The following is an 18,128-nucleotide window of genomic DNA, read 5'->3' as shown; positions in this document are numbered from 1 at the left end:
TGAACATGTTTCTGGATAAAGGGTATCATCTTACTTATTGCACCAACATCCACCCCGGCGAAGGCTGGAGTGAGGTTTTCCAAAATCTGAAAACATACTTTCCTCCTCTAAAACAGCAAATATCCCCTAACGAACCACTAGGAATAGGTTTGCGCCTCTCTAACAAGGCCAGCATGGAATTGCTGGAAAAAGAGGGCCAGCTGCAGGAGTTAAAAAACTGGCTTCAGGAGCAGGAGCTGTATGTTTTCACTATGAACGGCTTTCCGTACGGCGGTTTTCACCATCAGGCGGTGAAAGATAAAGTGCACAGCCCCGACTGGACAACCGCTGAGCGGCTGAACTATACTGTTAACTTAGCCCGTATCCTGGCTGAGCTACTGCCAGACGGCATAGAAGGCGGAATTTCTACCTCTCCCCTCTCCTACAAGCCCTGGCTGATGGAAGAAGATGACCAGAAGGTGAAATCTGTATACAACCAAGCCACACTTAACCTGGCAAAACTGGTAGGCGAGCTGCTGAAACTGAAGCAGGAAACAAGTAAAACCATCCATATTGATATTGAGCCGGAGCCGGACGGGCTGCTGGAAAATTCCAAAGATGTTATAAACTACTTCCAGGAATGGCTGGTGCCTGTTGGTGAGCGATACCTGCAGGAGCAACTTAACCTGACCAAAGAAGAGGCGAGTTCGGCCATTTACAAGCACCTGCAGCTGTGCTACGATGTTTGCCATTTTGCCCTAGCCTACGAAAAACCGGCCGAAGCTTTTGCCAAGTTAAGGCATGCCGGTATCAAGATCGGGAAGATACAACTCAGCGCCGCCCTTAAAACCGCCCTGCCCGAAGATGTGGAAACACGCGGCGCAATTGCCGAAACCATGGCCTCGTTTGCTGAAGACACTTACCTGCACCAGGTAGTGGAAAAGGATGTAGACGGAAAACTTACGCAGTACCCTGACCTTACCTTTGCCCTGCAGCACATACGCAAACCTAACGCTATTGAGTGGCGCACGCACTTTCATGTGCCGTTGTTTACGCAAGAGTACAACGGGCTGCAGTCTACGCAGGAGGATATTGTAGAAGTGCTAAAGCTGTTGCAGCAAAAAGAAGTTACAGCCCACCTGGAGGTAGAAACTTATACCTGGGATGTACTGCCAAACGACCTGAAAAAAGACATACATGAATCCATTCGGCGTGAGCTGGAGTGGGTACTGGAGCATATCAACAAAACAAACGATGCAGAAAACAGTAGTTCTGGACATAGTAGGACTCACCCCATCGCTGATAGGTAAGCACACGCCGCAACTGGCCAAGTGGGCTGCCAAAGCACAGCAAACAAGTATAAAACCAGTATTGCCCGCCGTTACCTGCACGGCCCAGTCCACGTACCTCACCGGCAAGTGGCCCGAAGAGCATGGTATTGTAGCCAACGGATGGTATTTCAGGGATGAGGACGAGGTGAAACTATGGCGACAGTCGAACAAGCTGGTGCAGGCACCCAAAGTATGGGAAGTAGTCAAAACTGCCGACCCAAACTTTACGGTAGCCAACATGGGCTGGTGGTACAACATGAACACCTCCGCCGACTATACCTTAACGCCGCGCCCGCAATACCTGGCCGATGGCCGCAAGCTTCCTGATTGCTATACACAGCCTGCCGAGCTGCGCGACATACTGCAGGAGAAACTGGGCATTTTTCCGTTGTTTAACTACTGGGGGCCGAAAACCTCCATCAAGTCGAGTAAGTGGATTGCCGATGCCAGCAAGATTACAGACGAGCTGTACAACCCTACGCTCACGCTTATTTACCTGCCCCACCTCGACTACAACCTGCAGCGCCTCGGCCCATCGGACCCGCGCATTGCCAAAGACCTGCAGGAGATTGACGCTGTAGCCGGCGACCTGATCAGCTACTATGAGGCTAAAGGTGCGCAGGTGATGGTGTTGTCAGAGTATGGGATTTCGGATGTGAACCAGCCTGTGCACCTGAACCGTGTGTTGCGCAAGCAAGGCTACTTAAACGTGCGCGTGGAGCGCGGCACAGAACTGCTCGACATGGCCATGAGCGATGCCTTCGCCGTAGCCGACCACCAGGTAGCGCATGTTTACGTGAAAGACCCCGCCAACATACCTGCGGTGAAAGAGCTGCTGCAACAGGTTAATGGTGTGGAAGAAGTGCTATCTGGCAAAGACCGTTACAAGTATAGGCTGGCCCATGAGCGTTGCGGCGAATTGGTGGTGGTGGCCAAAGCCAATGCCTGGTTTACCTATTATTTCTGGCTCGATGATAAAAAAGCCCCGGATTATGCCCGCATGGTAGACATCCATAAAAAGCCCGGCTACGACCCGGTAGAGATGTTCATCGACCCGAAAATAAAATTCCCGTTGCCGCTGGTGGCCAGCAAGCTGCTGCGCAAAAAGCTGGGTTTCAGAACCGTGCTGGATATTATTCCGCTGGATGCCACCCTGATCAAAGGATCGCATGGCCGCATCCCCGAAGACAAAAGCGAGTGGCCCATCCTCTTGACAAAGTATAAACCGGAAATCCCGAAGGAAGTAGAGGCTGTGGGTGTGTTTGATATCATACTGGAGCACCTGCAAATACCCAAACCCGAGCCAGTGTTTATTGCCTGAGTATAAACCCCCTCTTGCTAAAAACGCTCTGTGATGCAGCATCGCAGGGCGTTTTTATTTTTATTCTGAAGGGATCGTGAAGCCAAGATCCGTACTGATCAGAAAGGCTTTGAGGCCGTCGCTGCGCCAGTACTGTGAGGCGCGGAGTTCTATACTTTTAAGCTTGGTATTGTGGCTGCTGAACGGCAGGCCAAAGGTAGCCACACCAAATAAAGGCGAGTAGCGCACTCCCAAGCCAACTTTATGGCTGCTCAGGTCCGAGAGGTCGTAATCCGAAGTATAAAATTCCTGACTAAGCGAGTGCTGCTTGTATACATCAAAATAATCGGCGGCGGTTTGCGTATGGAAGCGGTAGAACGGATAGATCGAGAAGAAAGGTCCCATCTTAAACGGCGTCTCCACCTCCACGGTATTGCCCAAAATGCCCCAGTCATCCACGTAAAAGCGGTAGAACATGCGGGCCGTAAGCAGATCGCTCAGGTAATAGTTGGCGCGCACGCCGATCGGGAATTTCAGGCGGCTATCCGGCAACTGCTCTACCAGAGCCTCTTCCTGCTCCTGCACATACACCCTATGGAAAGGGGTAGAAAGCAGGCCCGTCTGGTACACCACATCCGCAGACAAAGAAGCCTGCAAACGCCTGTTGATGACCTGCGCCACCGTAGCCGAGAAGTTATAAGACTGCCGCTTATCCGTATCCACCAGCTCGCCCCTGTCACGCAATTCAATCGGGTAAATCAGCGACCAGGTATCGAAGAAAACCTGCGCGGCAAAGCTCACCTCGCGGTTACCATCACGGGACTCCTGCGCCCAACTGCCTGCCAGCGAAAACGACTGGTAATCATACTCCGTGGAGCCGCCGATCGTTATACTTTTAGTGGTGCGGTTCAGGCTGTTGCGCCGGCTCAGGCCTACGTTTATGTGCGTGCGCGTATCGGAGCTGGAGGCCGAAGAAACGTTATAATCGATATTATCGGTAGAGGCTGAGGAGTAAAAATCCATCCCGAAATTGACGAGCAGGTTCGTTACCGTATCCAACGGCACGTTCACAATGATGGTCGGCGTCACATCCGTCAGTTCTTCTGTACCAATGCCGCCTGTAACCGGTGAGTGCGTACCGTCCTGGCTGTAATAACTGGCCAGAATGTTAACATCAGCCGGAGGCAACTCCTGCACGCGTCTACCGGATCGTGGGGCGGTGTTCTGTGCGAAACCGCTTACAGAGGCCATGGCAAAGGCTGCCATAAACCCTAAGAATTTATACCCTAATTGCATCCGCAACCTCCTCCCACTTTACCACCATTTGCCCCGGAAGTGCCCTCCCGGTACGACTCAAAGTTCACCTCAAACGCCTCCAGTTTGCGTGCGCTTAATTTCATTTCCTCCTCGTTGAGGTAGGCTTTCTGATAGGGCTTTACCACCTCGCAACTGCTTAGCAGCACCATCAGCGTGCAGGAGGCAAGTATGATTCTGTATTTTTCCATAGATACTCCAAATACGGTTAATGCACTGCACTAGTGGCAGGCGCAGCATGCTTTTTCTTATTCTGATAGTAGTGCAGGTTCATCCGCTCGGAAGTAATCACCTCATCGGCATCGGTAATTAGCAAACACGCCACTCCTTTCAGCTGGTTTATCAAGTATAAACCCTCGTCTTTGCCCAGCACCGATACGGCTGTTGCCAAGGCATCGGCCAGTTCGCCGTTTGGGCAAACAATTGTTACGCTTTTAAGCCCGGAGGCCGGGTAACCTGTACGCGGATCGATGATGTGGGAATAACGCTTCCCGTTGATCTCTGCATACTTCTCGTAGTTGCCCGATGTCACGACGGCTGTATTATCGGCGGTGAGCCACGAGAAAACCTTGTCTTTTTCGGCTGGGTCGGCAATGCCAACGTACCACGATTGGCCATCGGCCTGCTTGCCCCAGGTTACCAGGTCGCCGGCAGCATTTACCACACCGCCCTGTATGCCCATTTCGCGCATCACATCGCGGGCACGGTTGGCAGCATAGCCCTTCCCTATCGCCCCGAAGCCTATTTTCATGCCTGGTTCTTTCAGATAAACGCTGCGGTCCTGTGAATTCAGGATGATGTTTTTATAGTTTATTTTGGAAACTGAGGCGGCCACCTGCTCCGGGCTTGGCTCCTTTTTCATACTCCCGTCATACTTCCATACGTTGTCTATCGAGGCAAAGGAAATATCAAAAGCGCCTCCCGTCATCTCGGAGATGCGGTTGCTGCGGCTGATGAGGTCGTATAGTTCCTGATCGATCACCACGGGTTTAATGCCGGCATTCCGGTTTATCTCGCTGGTTTGGGACGTATTTTGCCACTCTGAGATCAGGGCTTCGATGCGCTGTATTTCCTTGATGCCGGCATCAATGGCTTCCCAGGCTTTCTGCTCGTCGCGGCTAACGGCGGCCAACTCAAAACGGGTGCCCATCAGCAGCAATACTTTTTTCTGCGCCTTTGGCTCCTTGGTAGGCAAGCGCTGCGCCGCCGCGGTGTTTAGCGCGGCCCAGCAGATCATTAAAAGTATAAAAACGCGTTGCGCCATATCACCTTAAAACTAAGTATAACGTAAAAGCCCACTCGGCTGTGGAGTGGGCTTGTGGTTTATTTTCTCTGGATATATTTCAGGTGTTCAATATATTTTTCGGGTCCGCCGGCTTTATAGCCTGTCTTGGCGATTACGTTGCCATTCTCATCCGTCAGGACAACTAACGGAAACTCGCCTGACTGATTATACTTGGCAGCCAGTGCCTCGTTTTGCTTGGTTTGCTCTGCCGGTAACTGGTTTTTCTTCAGCCTAGGGAAGTCGAGCTCCAGCAGCACTAGGTTATTGTTGGCATATTTCTTAAACGGCTCTGATTCCCATACTTCCTTACGCAGCATAATGCAGGGCTTACACCAGTCCGAGCCGGCAAACACCATCAAAATAGGTTTATGCTCTGCCTTTGCCTTTGCAGCTGCGGCCTCAAAGTTTACCGTCCAGGCATCGGAGCCAGCAGTTTGTGCGTTTGCGCCAAAGGTTAAGGCCAAGCCAAAGAATATGGTTAGAATTAGTTGCTTCATCATAAGGTTTTTGTTTTTTGGGTTTAGCAGCGGGTGCTACACCCATACTATGGCAAAAACGATGCTATAAATTAACTGAGTAACAAAAGTAACGCCCGGAATAACGCTTTTAGTAGCACAAACCATGCGTTTTATAAGCCAAATACAGCATCCTCCAATTGTAAAGAAATATATAACGTGCCTCCTACTCTTTTGGGCATAAAAAAAGGTAGAAGAAACTTCTACCCCTTTCCTGGAGATAAATTCCTATGCTGCCAGGCAGCGTACTAAAATGATTCTTATTTAACTTGTGAGAACAGCCACTTCAGCAGCTCTGGCTCTTTAAAAGCGTAATCCCAGCTGTTGTGGTTTACGCCCGGGTAGACGGTCAGCTTCACGTCTGCGCCTGCTTTCTCTAAGGCGCCCGCCATTACGCGTGAGTGTTCCACCGGCACTACGCCATCAACCTCACCATGAAAAATCCAGACGCTTTCTACTTTTTTGGCATACTTCTTAGCGCTCTCGGGTGCACCGCCGCCACATATCGGGAAAGAAGCCGCAAAGGTTCTGGGCTTGCGGCGCAGCAACTCGAAGGTGCCCATGCCTCCCATAGAAAGGCCTCCCAAGTACACGCGGTCTTTAGCTACATTGCCGCTTTTGCGCAACTGCTTTAGCAGGCCCATCAAGCTATGCATTGCCTCGGTAGGTTTGCCGCCCTCCTGAAAGTTGAATGTACGCTTCCCGCTTTCGTCTTGCACAATGTCTACGTTAGACCAGTAGCTGTCTTTGGGGCACTGCGGGAATACCACAATGGCCGGAAACTGCTCCTGCTCCTCTAAAAAGCGCTTTGCCCCATACACCAGCTGCGACTCGTTGTCATCGCCGCGCTCGCCGGCTCCGTGCAGAACCAGCACCAGCGGGTATTCTTTGGATGGGTTAAAGCCCTTTGGGTACAGGATGCGGTAAGGCAGCGTATCATTTCCTTTGGTGTATACTTTTCGCTCGTAGGCATCCAGCTCGCCCTGCGCCTGCGTGCTTATGCTTGCCAGCAGTAACAGCAGCAGTGCCAATATTTGAAAGGTATGGTTCTTCATATAGTATTGCTTTTAATTCGTTGTAGTTAAGCCGCTCTTAAATTGCTTCTGTTTATTTGAGCATGCCTTTACAGGAGTACCAGAAATAGAAAGTATGTGCGCACGCTTCTCGTTTAATATTATTCAGCTTTTATGATGGGAGATTTCTTACTTATCCCGTTCTCGTTGAATGCCTCTACACAGAAGTAATAAGCAGGATTTGCATTGAGCGCATTCAGATCATACTTCGTCTCCTGGTAAATCATAATGGAGTTGTACAGCTTATCTGGCGCAATGCCATAGTACAGATGATAGCCCTGCGCCCCTTTTACCGGTTGCCACGCCAGCTTTGCCTGCAGCCTGTCTACTGACCTGACTACGCTGAATTTAGCAGGAGCTGCAGGTTTTCTCCCTGCTCCCTTCCCAAAAACGCGTAACCCGGAAATAGCCAAGTTTGGCGTTGGCACATGGTAATTGGTAAACCGGATATAGCGCGCTTTCTGCGGCTGGGGCAGCTCTACATAATAGTTAGGCACATCCTGCTTGTTCTGCCGTTTATCCACCAATGTTTTCCACTCCTTTCCATTCAACGAATATTCCAGCAGGTACTGGTGGTAGAGCGTATCGGGCTTCCCGAAGATGTTTGATTTATAGTCGTGGTAGTTTAGCTGCACGGCGTATACTTCGCTTGCTTGCTCCAGGTCAATTTGCAGCCACTCCTCAGGCTTGTTTGTCTGGGCTACCCAGAAGCTTTTTATACTTTCATCCACCACATTTTCCGGTGCATAGTTTTCGTGTATCGAAGAGGCTTTCACAGGTTTTTTGTAAGACAGCAGCATCCAGCCGGTAAATAAACTTTCGCGCTTCTTATTCTCCGCCGATGGCAGGTAATGCGGGTAGTCGCCGTAAGCAGTGTTGGCGTAAAGCTGACCGTCTTTGTCGAAGTCAGCCGGAAACTGCCCGATACGGCGCTCAAAATTAAAATTGATGCCTACCACCATCGTACCGAAATGCCACCAGCCTTGCCATGGGTCCTGCACTGTGCTACCGTGGCCTGCTCCCCTGATAAAACCTCCTGGTTTGTAAGAAAAAGGACTGTACTCCTGATAGGTAAAAGGGCCAAGCGGCGCATCAGAAGTATAAACACCATCGGCATACACATTCCATTGCGTACCGGGCGCAGCGTATTGCAGGTAATATTTGCCGTTATACTTTGTCATCCAGGCGCCTTCCAGGTAACCGGCTGTAGTATTCGTATGGTTTTCACCGAAGCGCTCCCAGCCGTGCTTTTCGGGGTCTAAGGTGATGAGTTTTTTATTTTTGCCCTTCGGTAAAAAGTAGTGTTTCGGGTCTAGCTCCACCCCCTGCAGCGGATGCGTGTTAGAGGACTCATGATAAAGGTAAACACGCTTGTCATCATCCATAAAAAGCGCCGGGTCGTGCAGCGTGAGCGGCAAAACAGACGGTGCTCCCCGCCAAGTGCCCACCTTCGGGTTATCAGTATATATTACTGATTGTGCGGAAGCCGGATTCCCGAGCGCGAGTAGAACCGAATCGCCCATAGGCCAGGCACCCGGCGCGTTAGACGACTCAAAATACCAATTCTGCGGCCTGACGAATTCCCAGCGGCGTAAATCTTTTGAGTGCCAGTAGCCTTGCGAGCGGGTAACAAACATGTAGTACTCTCCCAGGAAAGGCACCACGGCTGGGTCGGCGCCCGAACGGAAAGACCAGCCGCGGCTGGCGTGCACTATGCTGTAAGTATAATCTATGTTGATGGGGTTGCAGTACGTTTGCTGCTCCTGCGCCACTGCCGCAAAGCTCAGCAGCCAAAGTATAAGCCCGGCCGTTATAGCCTGTCGCCCTACTTTAAACTTTATACTTCTGATGTTGCTGTAGCTATACTTCATACATTTATTTTGAGGACACACATCTGAAACCGGTATTCTCCAGCCCCGTGTCTGGCGATGATTTCATGCGGGACGTGACACGGTAGCCTTTGCAGTAGCTGCTGTGGCACATAAAAGACCCTCCGCGCACTACGCGCTTCAGCACCGATGGCTCCTGCGGATCAAAACTCCTGGCAGGGCCGCTTGGGTTTTCTGTTGCCTGCGCCGCTAAGTTTTTATAATAGTTTGCATCATACCAATCAGCGCACCATTCCCATACATTGCCTGCCATATCATACATGCCATACTTGTTAGGGGCAAATCTTTTCACCGGGGCCAGTCCGTTATACTTGTCCCAGCCGGTATTTATACTTGGAAAAGTGCCTTGCCAGGTATTTGCTTTAGGTTTGCCTGCCTCCACAGTCTCGTTGCCCCAGGGGTACAGCTGATTTTTGGACCCGCCACGAGCCGCATACTCCCACTCCGCTTCGGTTGGTAAGCGCTTGCCGGCCCATTTTGCGTAAGCCACCGCATCATCCCAGGAAACCTGCACTACCGGGTGGTTTTCTTTGCCTTTGATGCTGCTGCCCGGGCCCTGTGGTTGTCGCCAGTTGGCTCCTTTTTGCCAATTCCACCACTGCCCCGGGTTTTGCAGCGGCACCTGCTGCACTGGCGGCGTAAACACTAAAGAAGCGGCTACCAATAGACTATCGTGTGGTTTGGGCGTACCGGCAGGCAGTTGCTTCTTTAACTCCTCCCAATCAGGGGCGCGTTCGGCGGTAGTAACATAGCCCGTGGCTTCCACAAAATCGGCAAACTGGCCATTGGTTACCTCGGTAGCATCCATCCAGAATCCATCCACCTTCACCTGGTGCTGCGGATACTCGTCAGGCCTCCCCTCCTCGTCTGTTGCTCCCATTCCGAAAGTGCCGCCCTCTATCCATACCATTCCTTCATGCGACAGTTCTTTTACCTGCGCTACCACCGGCGCCTCCGCACTGGCAAAGCGCGAAGGCATACCATCGTGGCAGGAGGCAACACTAGCAGTATCGGCAGCAGCGTACTTCGTGGCTTCTGCATCCGGGCTGCCTGTGTGGCAAGACGGCAGGTAAAGTATAGCTGCCAATAGAAAATAGGCGTGGGTGCACTTCAAAATACGCAGTTAGTTTTATATGTTTAGTAAGTCTGTTTGTAAGGCAGGTCGATGCGCTTGTATGGCACATTTTTGAGTGGGATCTGCAGGCCATTTGTAGCCTCCAGCCAGTTCCACATGTCTGCCTTCAGCTCGCCGGCAATTTTCTCATACTCCGGGTTACGGATCAGGTTGTTCATCTCCTCCGGATCAGCCTGGATATCATAGAGTTCGTTAATATCCCAAACGCCGTGGTTGTAGATGTACTTATACTTGTCTGTGCGAATTCCGAAAATGGTAGGCGTTTGTGGGAAAGCCCACTCCCAGTAATACTCGTAATAGATTTTATCTCGCCATGGCACCTGCTGGCCCTGTAGCAGCGGCACAAAGGAGTTGCCCTGCATCTGTGCCGGCTTTTCCATACCGGCTAGCTCCATGATGGTCGGGGCGATGTCCACGTTCAGCACCATCTGCTCCACCTTGGTACCAGGCTTTATCAGGCCGGGCGCACGGGCAAGCAGCGGCACCCGGATAGATGCCTCGTAGGCGTCGCGCTTATCAATCAGGCCTAACTCCCCAAACTGGAAGCCGTTATCGCCCATGTACACCACCATGGTGTTTTTATCCAACCCTTCCTTCTTCAGCCAGTCCAACACACGGCCAATGCTCTCGTCCACGCTCAGCAGCGTTTCCAGGTACTGGCGGTAAAAATCATCAAACTTAATGTCGCCGTCATACATGCCGTCCACGCCATGCCAGCTGTTGCGCTGCGCCTTCACCCACTTCGGTATATCGCGCACATTTACCGGCCCCTGAGGCTCCTGCACTTTGCCGTAGCGCTTGCTTGAGTCGGTGGCGGTGAGGTACATAGAGGGCGGGCTCACAATTTCGATATCTTTATACTTGCCCTCGTGGCGTTTAGCTGGCATAAATTCTGAGTGAACGCCCTTGTGCGAGAGGTAAGCGAAAAATGGTTTGCTCTTATCGCGTTTCTTCAGCCATTCCAAAGTATAATCTGTCAGCAGGTCGGTGGTGTAGCTGCCTTTCGGCTGCTTTACTTCCTTGCCGTTGATGTTAAAGGTAGGGTTGTAATAGACGCCTTGCCCCTTAAAGCTGATCCATTGGTTGAAGCCGGGCTGCGGCTGGTCGTCGGTGTTGCCCATGTGCCACTTACCGAAAAAGCCCGTCTGGTAGCCCTGCTCCTGCAGGTACTGCGGAAAGAAAATCAGCCCTTCCGGCAGCGGTGCACTGTTGTCTACAATCTCGTGGTTGTGAGCGTACTGGCCGGTAAGTATGGAGGCGCGGCTGGGCGAGCAAAGCGAAGTGGTCACAAAAGCGTTCTGAAGATGCGCTCCTTCTTTGGCCATGCGGTCCATGTTGGGTGTTTCCAGTTCCGGCACCTTTCCCATAAATCCCATGAAATCATACCTATGGTCATCACTAAGTATAAAAATCACGTTCATGGGCTTGGCCTGCGCCTGCTTCTTTTTCTGTGCGTTTACCTGCGCCAGGGGCAGCCACAGCAGCAGCACCAGCAGGCAAAGCATTTCTTTTCTCAGCGTATACAGATTCTCCATAAGGTGTAGTTTTAATGTGAGATAGAGGCTAGGTGAGGCATTGGCACCGCCGGCTTTTCAGGTCCGGCAATGCCAACTCACCTAACCAATTACTGCGTTACCGTAAAGCTTGCCTCCTGCACATCGCGGGAGTTGGTGCCTACGTAAACCTTAAACTCGCCGGGCTCCAGCACACGCTCCAGCTCGTTGTTGTAGAATTTGAGATCATCTGGCGTGATGGTGAAAGTCACTTTTCTGCTCTCGCCTTTTTTCAGGTTGATCTTCTCGAAGCCTTTCAGCTCTTTTACAGGGCGCGTGATGGAGCCCACCACATCCTGCACATACAGCTGCACCACTTCCTCGCCGTCGTAGTTGCCGGTGTTCTGCACGTTTACCGTTACCTCCAAATTCTCGTTTGCTGTAATGCTGTTTTTGCTAACAGCAGGCTTTGAGTAGGTGAAGGTAGTATAGCTCAGGCCATAACCGAACGGGTATAAAGGATCGTTGGTCACGTCCATGTAGCGTGTTCTGTACTTGTTCAGCAGTTCGCCATCAAACGGGCGGCCTGTGTTTTTATGGTTGTAGTAAAGCGGAATCTGCCCAACAACCTGCGGGAATGTAGCTGTTAGCTTACCGGATGGGTTGTAGTTGCCAAAGAGCACATCGGCAATGGCGTTGCCTGCCTCGGTGCCTGCAAACCAGGTCTCCAATATGGCATCAGCGTTTTCATCTTCCCAATTCAGGGCCAGCGGACGTCCGTTCATCAGCACCACTACCATTGGTTTTCCGGTTTTCTTCAGTGCTTTCAGCAGTTCGCGCTGATGGCCTGGCAGTGTAATATCAGCACGGCTGGCAGCCTCGCCGCTCATACCTTGCGCCTCGCCAACTACGGCCACAATCACGTCAGATCCCTGGGCTACTTTGACGGCCTCGGTAATCATCTGCTCTGCAGAACGCTTGTCCAGCTGCAGTTCGCCGCCGTGCGCGTTCAGTCGCTTAATCATCTGCTCGTCGTCGGTGATGTTGGCTCCTTTGGCATAGTTTATTTTGATGCCGTTGCCTGCCACATTCTTTATACCTTGCTCCACTGATACGGCCTGCTTCCAATCGCCGGCACCGCTCCAGTTACCTATCAGGTCGCGCTGGTTGTTTGCCAGAGGCCCTATGAGCGCAATAGAACCGGTTTTCTTCAGCGGCAGTGTCTGCTTGCTGTTTTTGAGGAGTACCATACTTTTGCGGGCAATGTCGCGGGCAGCCTCACGGTACTCAGGCTTCATGATGGTATTTTTGGCGCGCGCCTCGTCAGCATAGCGGTAAGGATCTTCAAAAAGGCCCAGTTTATACTTTGCCTCCAGGATTCTGCGCGTTGCCGTATTAATTTCCTCTTCGGTTACGTTTCCGTTCTGCACCGACTGCTTCAGGTTGTTCAGGAAAACCTCGCCTACCATGTCCATGTCCACGCCGGCTTTCAGGGCCAGTTCTCCAACTTTTGCCTCGTCGCCCACACCGTGCGCGATCATCTCATTAATGGCTGTATAGTCAGTCACTACAAAACCGTCAAAGCCCCACTGGTCGCGCAGCAGCTCTGTCATCAGCCATTTGTTGCCTGTGGCCGGTACACCGTTTATCTCGTTAAACGACGTCATGACACTGCCTGCGCCAGCATCAATAGCGGCTTGGTAAGGGGCCATGTACTCGTTAAACATCCGGTTTAGGCTCATGTCCACGGTATTATAATCGCGGCCAGCCTCAGAAGCGCCGTACAGGGCAAAGTGCTTAACGCAAGCCATTACCGTGTTCTGCTGCGTCAGGTCATCGCCCTGGTAGCCGCGCACCATGGCGCGCGCCACTTTAGATCCTAAGTATGGGTCTTCGCCGGCACCTTCTGCTATCCTGCCCCAGCGTGCGTCGCGGGCAATATCCACCATCGGCGAGAATACCCAGTTCAACCCATCGGCAGAGGCTTCTTCAGCGGCAATGCGGGCGCTGCGTTCTACAGCGTCCATATCCCAGCTGGTAGAGAGGCCAAGCGGAATCGGGAAAATGGTGCGGTGCCCGTGGATCACATCGTATCCGAAAAGAAGCGGAATTTTAAGGCGAGTGTTGTTTACAGCGAACTCCTGCAGCTTGCGGGCGGCTATAGGAGTATAGGTATTAAATACGCCTCCCACATTGCCTGCGCGAATGTTCTCGTCCACGTTCTGGCTTACCACAGGGCCGGTTACGTCAAAGCCAACCGATACCAGGTTCAGCTGCCCGATTTTTTCCTCCAGCGTCATCTGGCTTAGCAGGTCGTCCACAAACTTTCTCATCTGTGGGTCTTCTGCTGTGGTTGCCATACCCGCAGGTTTTGCCTGTTGCTGCTGCTGGGTTGTATCGCTTTGCTGGGCTGTGGTACTCTGCTGCGCTGTGTTGCATTGCGTGCCCATCAACCCGATCGACATGACCAGTGCTGTGCGTATGATTCGTTTCATGTTTACTTTATGTTAGGTTATTTGATTAAGTACGGTTTTATCTTCTTTCTCCAGATTTGGTAACCCTGCTGGTTCATGTGCAGGCTGTCTTGCGTAAATATCTCCGGTTTTGCTTTTCCGTTGGGCTGCAGCATGGGCGTAAACACATCGACATACTTTGTGTTCGGCTGCGATTTGAGGTACTCGTGTATTTGCTTGTTTGCCTCTACTATAATCGGTTTATACTTTGCCCGCGATGGGCTGGGCTTGATAGAGACAAACACAACCGGCACCTGCGGCATCTCCTGGCGGATTTCCTGAAACACCGTTTTAAAGCGCTCCAGCACTTCCGTTGCCTGCACTGTGTCAGAAGCAATGTCGTTTTCTCCGGAGTAAATCACAATCTGTTTTGGCTGGTACGGGAACACGATATCGTTTAAATAGCGCTGTAGATCGAGCAGGTTAGAGCCGCCGAAGCCGCGGTTAACAACAGTATGTTTCGGGAACATCTCCTGCATGTTTTTCCACATCCTGATAGAGGAGCTACCCACAAAAAGTATAGCGTTTTTGGGAGGCATCTGCACACCATCTTGCTTTTTAAACTCCTGAATTTCATTCCAGAAAGGAGGGTTGGTTTGCGCCTGCGCTTGTAATTGCCATAGCAGCGCCACGATCAGAAAAAAATATTTATGCATAATCTTCGACTTATACTTTATCTATATTTTTATACTTGAGCTATACTTTATTCCTCTTGCTGGCGCGAGTTTGCAGCTCGTGCCTAGTATAATGTTAGGTTCGCAACCCGATTGGCTCGCAGCGTTATACTTTGTACTTATAGCCACAGCTTCCTGCAACTCAGTATAGGCTGACTAGTTACAGTTGACCCTAGGCTTTTTATGCTGAGATCAAGAATATCGTGTTAAATAACAGTCTAATCCACCTTCACCACCTTCGTCCGCTCCGATACGCCATTCTCGTTGAAGGCCTCAACCGCGAAATAGTATGCTTGGTCTACGCCCAGGCTTTTAAGGTCCAGTTTGTTATCGTCGTATACCATCCAGGAGCTGTAAAGCTTGTCAGGTGCGATGCCCCACAACACGTTATAGCCTTGCGCGTTGGCCTGCTTATCCCAAGTGATCATAACGTCGCGGCGGTCTTGCTTTCTGTTTACATCAAATTTTTTGACGCGGGACGGCGCTTTGCCTTGGCCAATACCAAACACTCGCAAGCCTGAAATAGCCAGGTTAGTAGTTGGCGCATGTATATTCTTGAAACGGATATAGCGCGCTGTCTGCGGCGTTGTCAACTCCACGTAATCGTTCGGCACATCTTTGTAGTTATCGCTCCTATTTACCAGCACCTGCCAGTTTTTACCGTCTGTAGAGCCTTCAATAACATAACGGTGATACAGCCCCGGTACTTTCCCGTAGAGGTCGGATTTATAATCGTGGTAGTTTACCTGCACGGCATATACTTTGCTTGGCTTCTCCAGGTCTATCTGCACCCACTGCTGGTCGTTGTTCTGCTCGGCTACCCAAAAGCTCTTCACGCTTTCGTCCAGCATGTTCTCCGGTTTAAAGTTTTCTAAGGAGGAAGAGGCTTTCACCGGCTTTTTGTAGGACAGCAGCATCCAGCCGGCAAACTGGCCCATTTTACCAGGTATGGCCGGGCCGTAGTGCGGGTAATCGCCAAAGTAGGTGTTCACGTGCATCAGCCCGTCTTTATCAAACGTGGTATGGAACATGTTAATGCGGCGCTCCCAGTTCATGTTAACCGACACTGTGGCCGAGCCGAAATGCCAGTACTCGCCTGCCGGGCCAACTACCGTGCTGCCATGCCCTGCGCCGTTCATAAAGCCTCCGGGCTTGTATGAAACCGGGTTATTTGGAGCATAAGTAAACGGCCCCAGCGGATTGTCGCCTATGTAAACGCCGTCGCCATACACGTTAAACTCCGTGCCGGGCGCTGCATACTGCAGGTAGTATTTGCCGTTGTGCTTCGTCATCCAAGGGCCTTCCATGTAGCCTGCCAACACGGTGTCTGCATGGTTTTCGCCGAAACGCTCCCAGCCGTGCTTCTCTCCGTCCAGCGTAAAAAGCTCCACTGTTTCCTCCGCAGGTTTAAAGCGGCGCTTCCTGTCCAGCTCCTTCACCCGAATCGGGAATTTATTGGAAGAACCCCAGTACATGTAGGCTTTTCTGTCATCATCTATAAACAGTGCCGGGTCCTGCAAGTTGTTCAATATACCCGCTGTCGCTTTCCAGTCGCCTTTTTTAGGATCATCGGTATACAGCACGCTCATTGAGCCCGAAGGATCACCGGCCACATACAGCACGGAATCTTTGTAGTTATGGGCAGCCGGGGCGTTAGAACCCTGAAAATACCACTTCTCAGGTTTAATAAAGTTCCAGCTTTGCAGATCGGTGGAGTGCCAGTAGCCCATGGAGCGGGTAACGAACATGTAATACTCATCACGGAACTCTACCACGGCAGGGTCAGCGCCAGACCGGTAAGAAATATCTTTATGGGCATCGTAAACCGCGTAAGTATAATCTATGTTGATGGGGTTGCAGTAGGTGCTCATTTGCGTGCTCTGGCCCATTACAGCAAACGAGCTGCAACAAGCAAGCGTGAGAAGTATAACCGCAGTGTAAAATGCTCTGTTCATTAACCCTTTTTTTTGATTTAAACTGATATCAGGAGCGTGAGCCCCTCTTTACCATAACCCACCCCAACCCACTCTTAAGGAATCTTATGCCGTGCCTTAAACTCAACCTATGTGCCGCCCCTCTCCCCTTAAAAGAGAAGCGCCATACACGAATAATTTTCCTTTGCTGAGGGGTTGGCAGTGGGTTTATACTTTATAATTATCGTTTACTTCAGTTTCGGACTCTGAAAGCCCAGTTTCTTTAAGCCACCCTGTACTTCCGGAGCGCTCATAAACAAATCCCACAGCAGGCCGGTGCGACCGTTTTCGATCATCACCACAATCGGGCCCTGGTCTATGCCCAGGTAGCGCGGCGTGTACCAATTGTGTTCTTCCGAGTAAGCGTCGTAGAAACCATACTCGCCCCATACTTTATCGCCCAGGTCCTCATACAAATGGCGCATCACTTTCAGAGATTCCTCTTTGGCGTAAGGGTAAGACGAAAGGGCAGCCGTTGGTGAGATTACCCCCAGGTCGCGCTCAGGGCTGTGGCCTGCGTAACCGTTTACAGAGTAGCTGGAGGTAAGGCCCCAGGCATCTTCTCCATAGCCTTCATAATCTTTCGGGTTGTCCACGCAGTAGTCGTGCTGGATCATGGTGTGGTTCTGGTTCAGTTTCCAGTAATCGGCATACTTGTCTTGCAGGCCGCGCGGGTCTAATCCCAGGTAAGAGTAATGCGCCCAGAACATAGGGCCAACACTGCCTTTGTGCCCGTTGTGGTTCAGCACTATCTCGCGGCCGTAGGCAGACGCATCAGATTTAATGGCACCGTTCTGCGCCCATCCCTCGTGGTATACTTCGGCAGGTACGCCATGCGTAGGCGACGAGGCAGCCAGCACATACATGACCAAGCACTCGTTGTAGCCGCTCACCGGGAAGTTCATCTCCCAGTTATACTCTGGACTCCAGTGCCAGTACAGCACATTCTGCCCATCTTTGCGGTACCAGTTCCAGTCTACTTCTTTCCAGAGCTTATCAATTTGAGCGGCCAGGGCTTTCTCCTGCGTGTTGCCGTCCTGCAGGTACTGTCGCACCGTCAGCATGCCCTGCACCAGGAAAGCTGTTTCTACTAAGTCGCCACCGTTATCTTTTTTGCCGAATGGCTTTACTTTACCGGTTTCCCCATCAATCCAGTGGCTCCAGGCTCCATGAAAACGGTCTGCCTTCTCCAGGAAGTTTACCATTTTCTGCAGGTGCTGTACGCCTTCTTCTCTTGTGATAAAGCCACGTTCCATACCTACTACAATGGCCATTAGCCCAAAACCAGTGGCTCCGGTAGTTACCACGTTTTGGTCGTTTTGCGGATACACGCCGTCCATGTGGATGCGCTCGCGGGCCAGGCCGGAATTAGGCTCGGCACCATCCCAGAAATACTGAAAGGTTTGCTCCTGCACCAGTGTCAGCAGCTGTTCGTCGGACAGTTGTGCTCCTACTGCGGCTGTGGTGTCTGTAGCTGAAACCTCAGCAGTGGCTGTTGTTGTGTTTGAGGAGCTTTGGCACCCGTAGAATAGCTGAGCCGCTAAAAGAGGTATGGCCAGTAAGTTTTTTTTCATTTGTGATAGTTGATTTTACTGTACTTGCAATATTTGTTGATGCTTCACTTTATACTTTGCACAGGATCTCTCCTGTATGA

14 protein-coding genes are annotated in these 18,128 nt (G+C 51.4%); 2 read left to right on the top strand and 12 right to left on the bottom strand.

The annotated features are described in order from the left end of the window. Positions 1-5 precede the first annotated feature (5 nt). Together eboE and Q1B04_RS09050 are read left to right on the top strand one after the other, a co-directional pair. Positions 6-1,289 (top strand): metabolite traffic protein EboE, encoded by a 1,284-nt coding sequence (gene eboE, locus Q1B04_RS09055; RefSeq protein WP_299758326.1) that lies wholly within the window; start codon positions 6-8, stop codon positions 1,287-1,289. Continuing rightward, a complete protein-coding gene (locus Q1B04_RS09050) occupies positions 1,234-2,631 on the top strand; it encodes a nucleotide pyrophosphatase/phosphodiesterase family protein (protein ID WP_299758324.1) in 1,398 nt (465 codons plus the stop codon). Before eboE ends, Q1B04_RS09050 begins: the two co-directional genes overlap by 56 nt. 60 nt (positions 2,632-2,691) lie before the next feature. Here Q1B04_RS09050 and Q1B04_RS09045 read toward each other — a convergent pair whose 3' ends face one another. From Q1B04_RS09045 to Q1B04_RS08990, 12 genes are all read right to left on the bottom strand, one after another. Next, positions 2,692-3,876 carry a DUF3570 domain-containing protein gene (locus Q1B04_RS09045; RefSeq protein WP_299758322.1) on the bottom strand — a complete coding sequence of 395 codons (1,185 nt, stop codon included), beginning with the start codon at positions 3,874-3,876 and terminating at the stop codon, positions 2,692-2,694. Positions 3,877-3,896: 20 nt separating this feature from the next. Then, a complete protein-coding gene (locus tag Q1B04_RS09040; protein WP_299758320.1) occupies positions 3,897-4,115 on the bottom strand; it encodes a DUF4266 domain-containing protein in 219 nt (72 codons plus the stop codon). 17 nt (positions 4,116-4,132) lie between these two features. Beyond that, positions 4,133-5,188, bottom strand: coding sequence for an FAD:protein FMN transferase (locus Q1B04_RS09035; protein WP_299758317.1), 1,056 nt, complete (start codon positions 5,186-5,188; stop codon positions 4,133-4,135). A gap of 59 nt (positions 5,189-5,247) precedes the next feature. Beyond that, entirely contained in the window at positions 5,248-5,709 is a 462-nt protein-coding gene (locus tag Q1B04_RS09030) for a thioredoxin family protein (protein ID WP_299758314.1), read from the bottom strand. Between the two features lie 275 nt (positions 5,710-5,984). After that, positions 5,985-6,779: a prolyl oligopeptidase family serine peptidase gene (locus Q1B04_RS09025; protein WP_299758313.1), complete on the bottom strand. Its 795-nt coding sequence runs from the start codon at positions 6,777-6,779 to the stop codon at positions 5,985-5,987. Positions 6,780-6,898: 119 nt separating this feature from the next. Further along, entirely contained in the window at positions 6,899-8,668 is a 1,770-nt protein-coding gene (locus Q1B04_RS09020) for a family 43 glycosylhydrolase (protein ID WP_299758311.1), read from the bottom strand. Positions 8,669-8,672: 4 nt separating this feature from the next. Then, a complete protein-coding gene (locus tag Q1B04_RS09015) occupies positions 8,673-9,800 on the bottom strand; it encodes a formylglycine-generating enzyme family protein (RefSeq protein ID WP_299758309.1) in 1,128 nt (375 codons plus the stop codon). Between the two features lie 23 nt (positions 9,801-9,823). Further along, a complete protein-coding gene (locus Q1B04_RS09010) occupies positions 9,824-11,356 on the bottom strand; it encodes a sulfatase (RefSeq protein ID WP_299758306.1) in 1,533 nt (510 codons plus the stop codon). A gap of 89 nt (positions 11,357-11,445) precedes the next feature. Next, positions 11,446-13,809 (bottom strand): beta-glucosidase BglX, encoded by a 2,364-nt coding sequence (gene bglX, locus Q1B04_RS09005; RefSeq protein WP_299758304.1) that lies wholly within the window; start codon positions 13,807-13,809, stop codon positions 11,446-11,448. A 17-nt stretch (positions 13,810-13,826) separates the two neighbouring features. Further along, the gene (locus tag Q1B04_RS09000) at positions 13,827-14,483 is read right to left on the bottom strand and encodes an SGNH/GDSL hydrolase family protein (RefSeq protein WP_299758302.1); all 657 of its coding nucleotides are present in this window, start codon (positions 14,481-14,483) and stop codon (positions 13,827-13,829) included. Positions 14,484-14,719: 236 nt separating this feature from the next. After that, complete coding sequence (locus Q1B04_RS08995) at positions 14,720-16,456, bottom strand: family 43 glycosylhydrolase (protein ID WP_299758299.1); 1,737 nt, start codon at positions 16,454-16,456, stop codon at positions 14,720-14,722. A gap of 206 nt (positions 16,457-16,662) precedes the next feature. Beyond that, positions 16,663-18,048 (bottom strand): glucoamylase family protein, encoded by a 1,386-nt coding sequence (locus tag Q1B04_RS08990; RefSeq protein ID WP_299758297.1) that lies wholly within the window; start codon positions 18,046-18,048, stop codon positions 16,663-16,665. Positions 18,049-18,128: the final 80 nt, after the last annotated feature.

This window comes from uncultured Pontibacter sp. (assembly GCF_947495565.1).
Lineage (GTDB): Bacteria > Bacteroidota > Bacteroidia > Cytophagales > Hymenobacteraceae > Pontibacter.
Note: the sequence above shows the minus strand (reverse complement) of the source record. Positions and strands in the feature narration are given on the sequence as shown.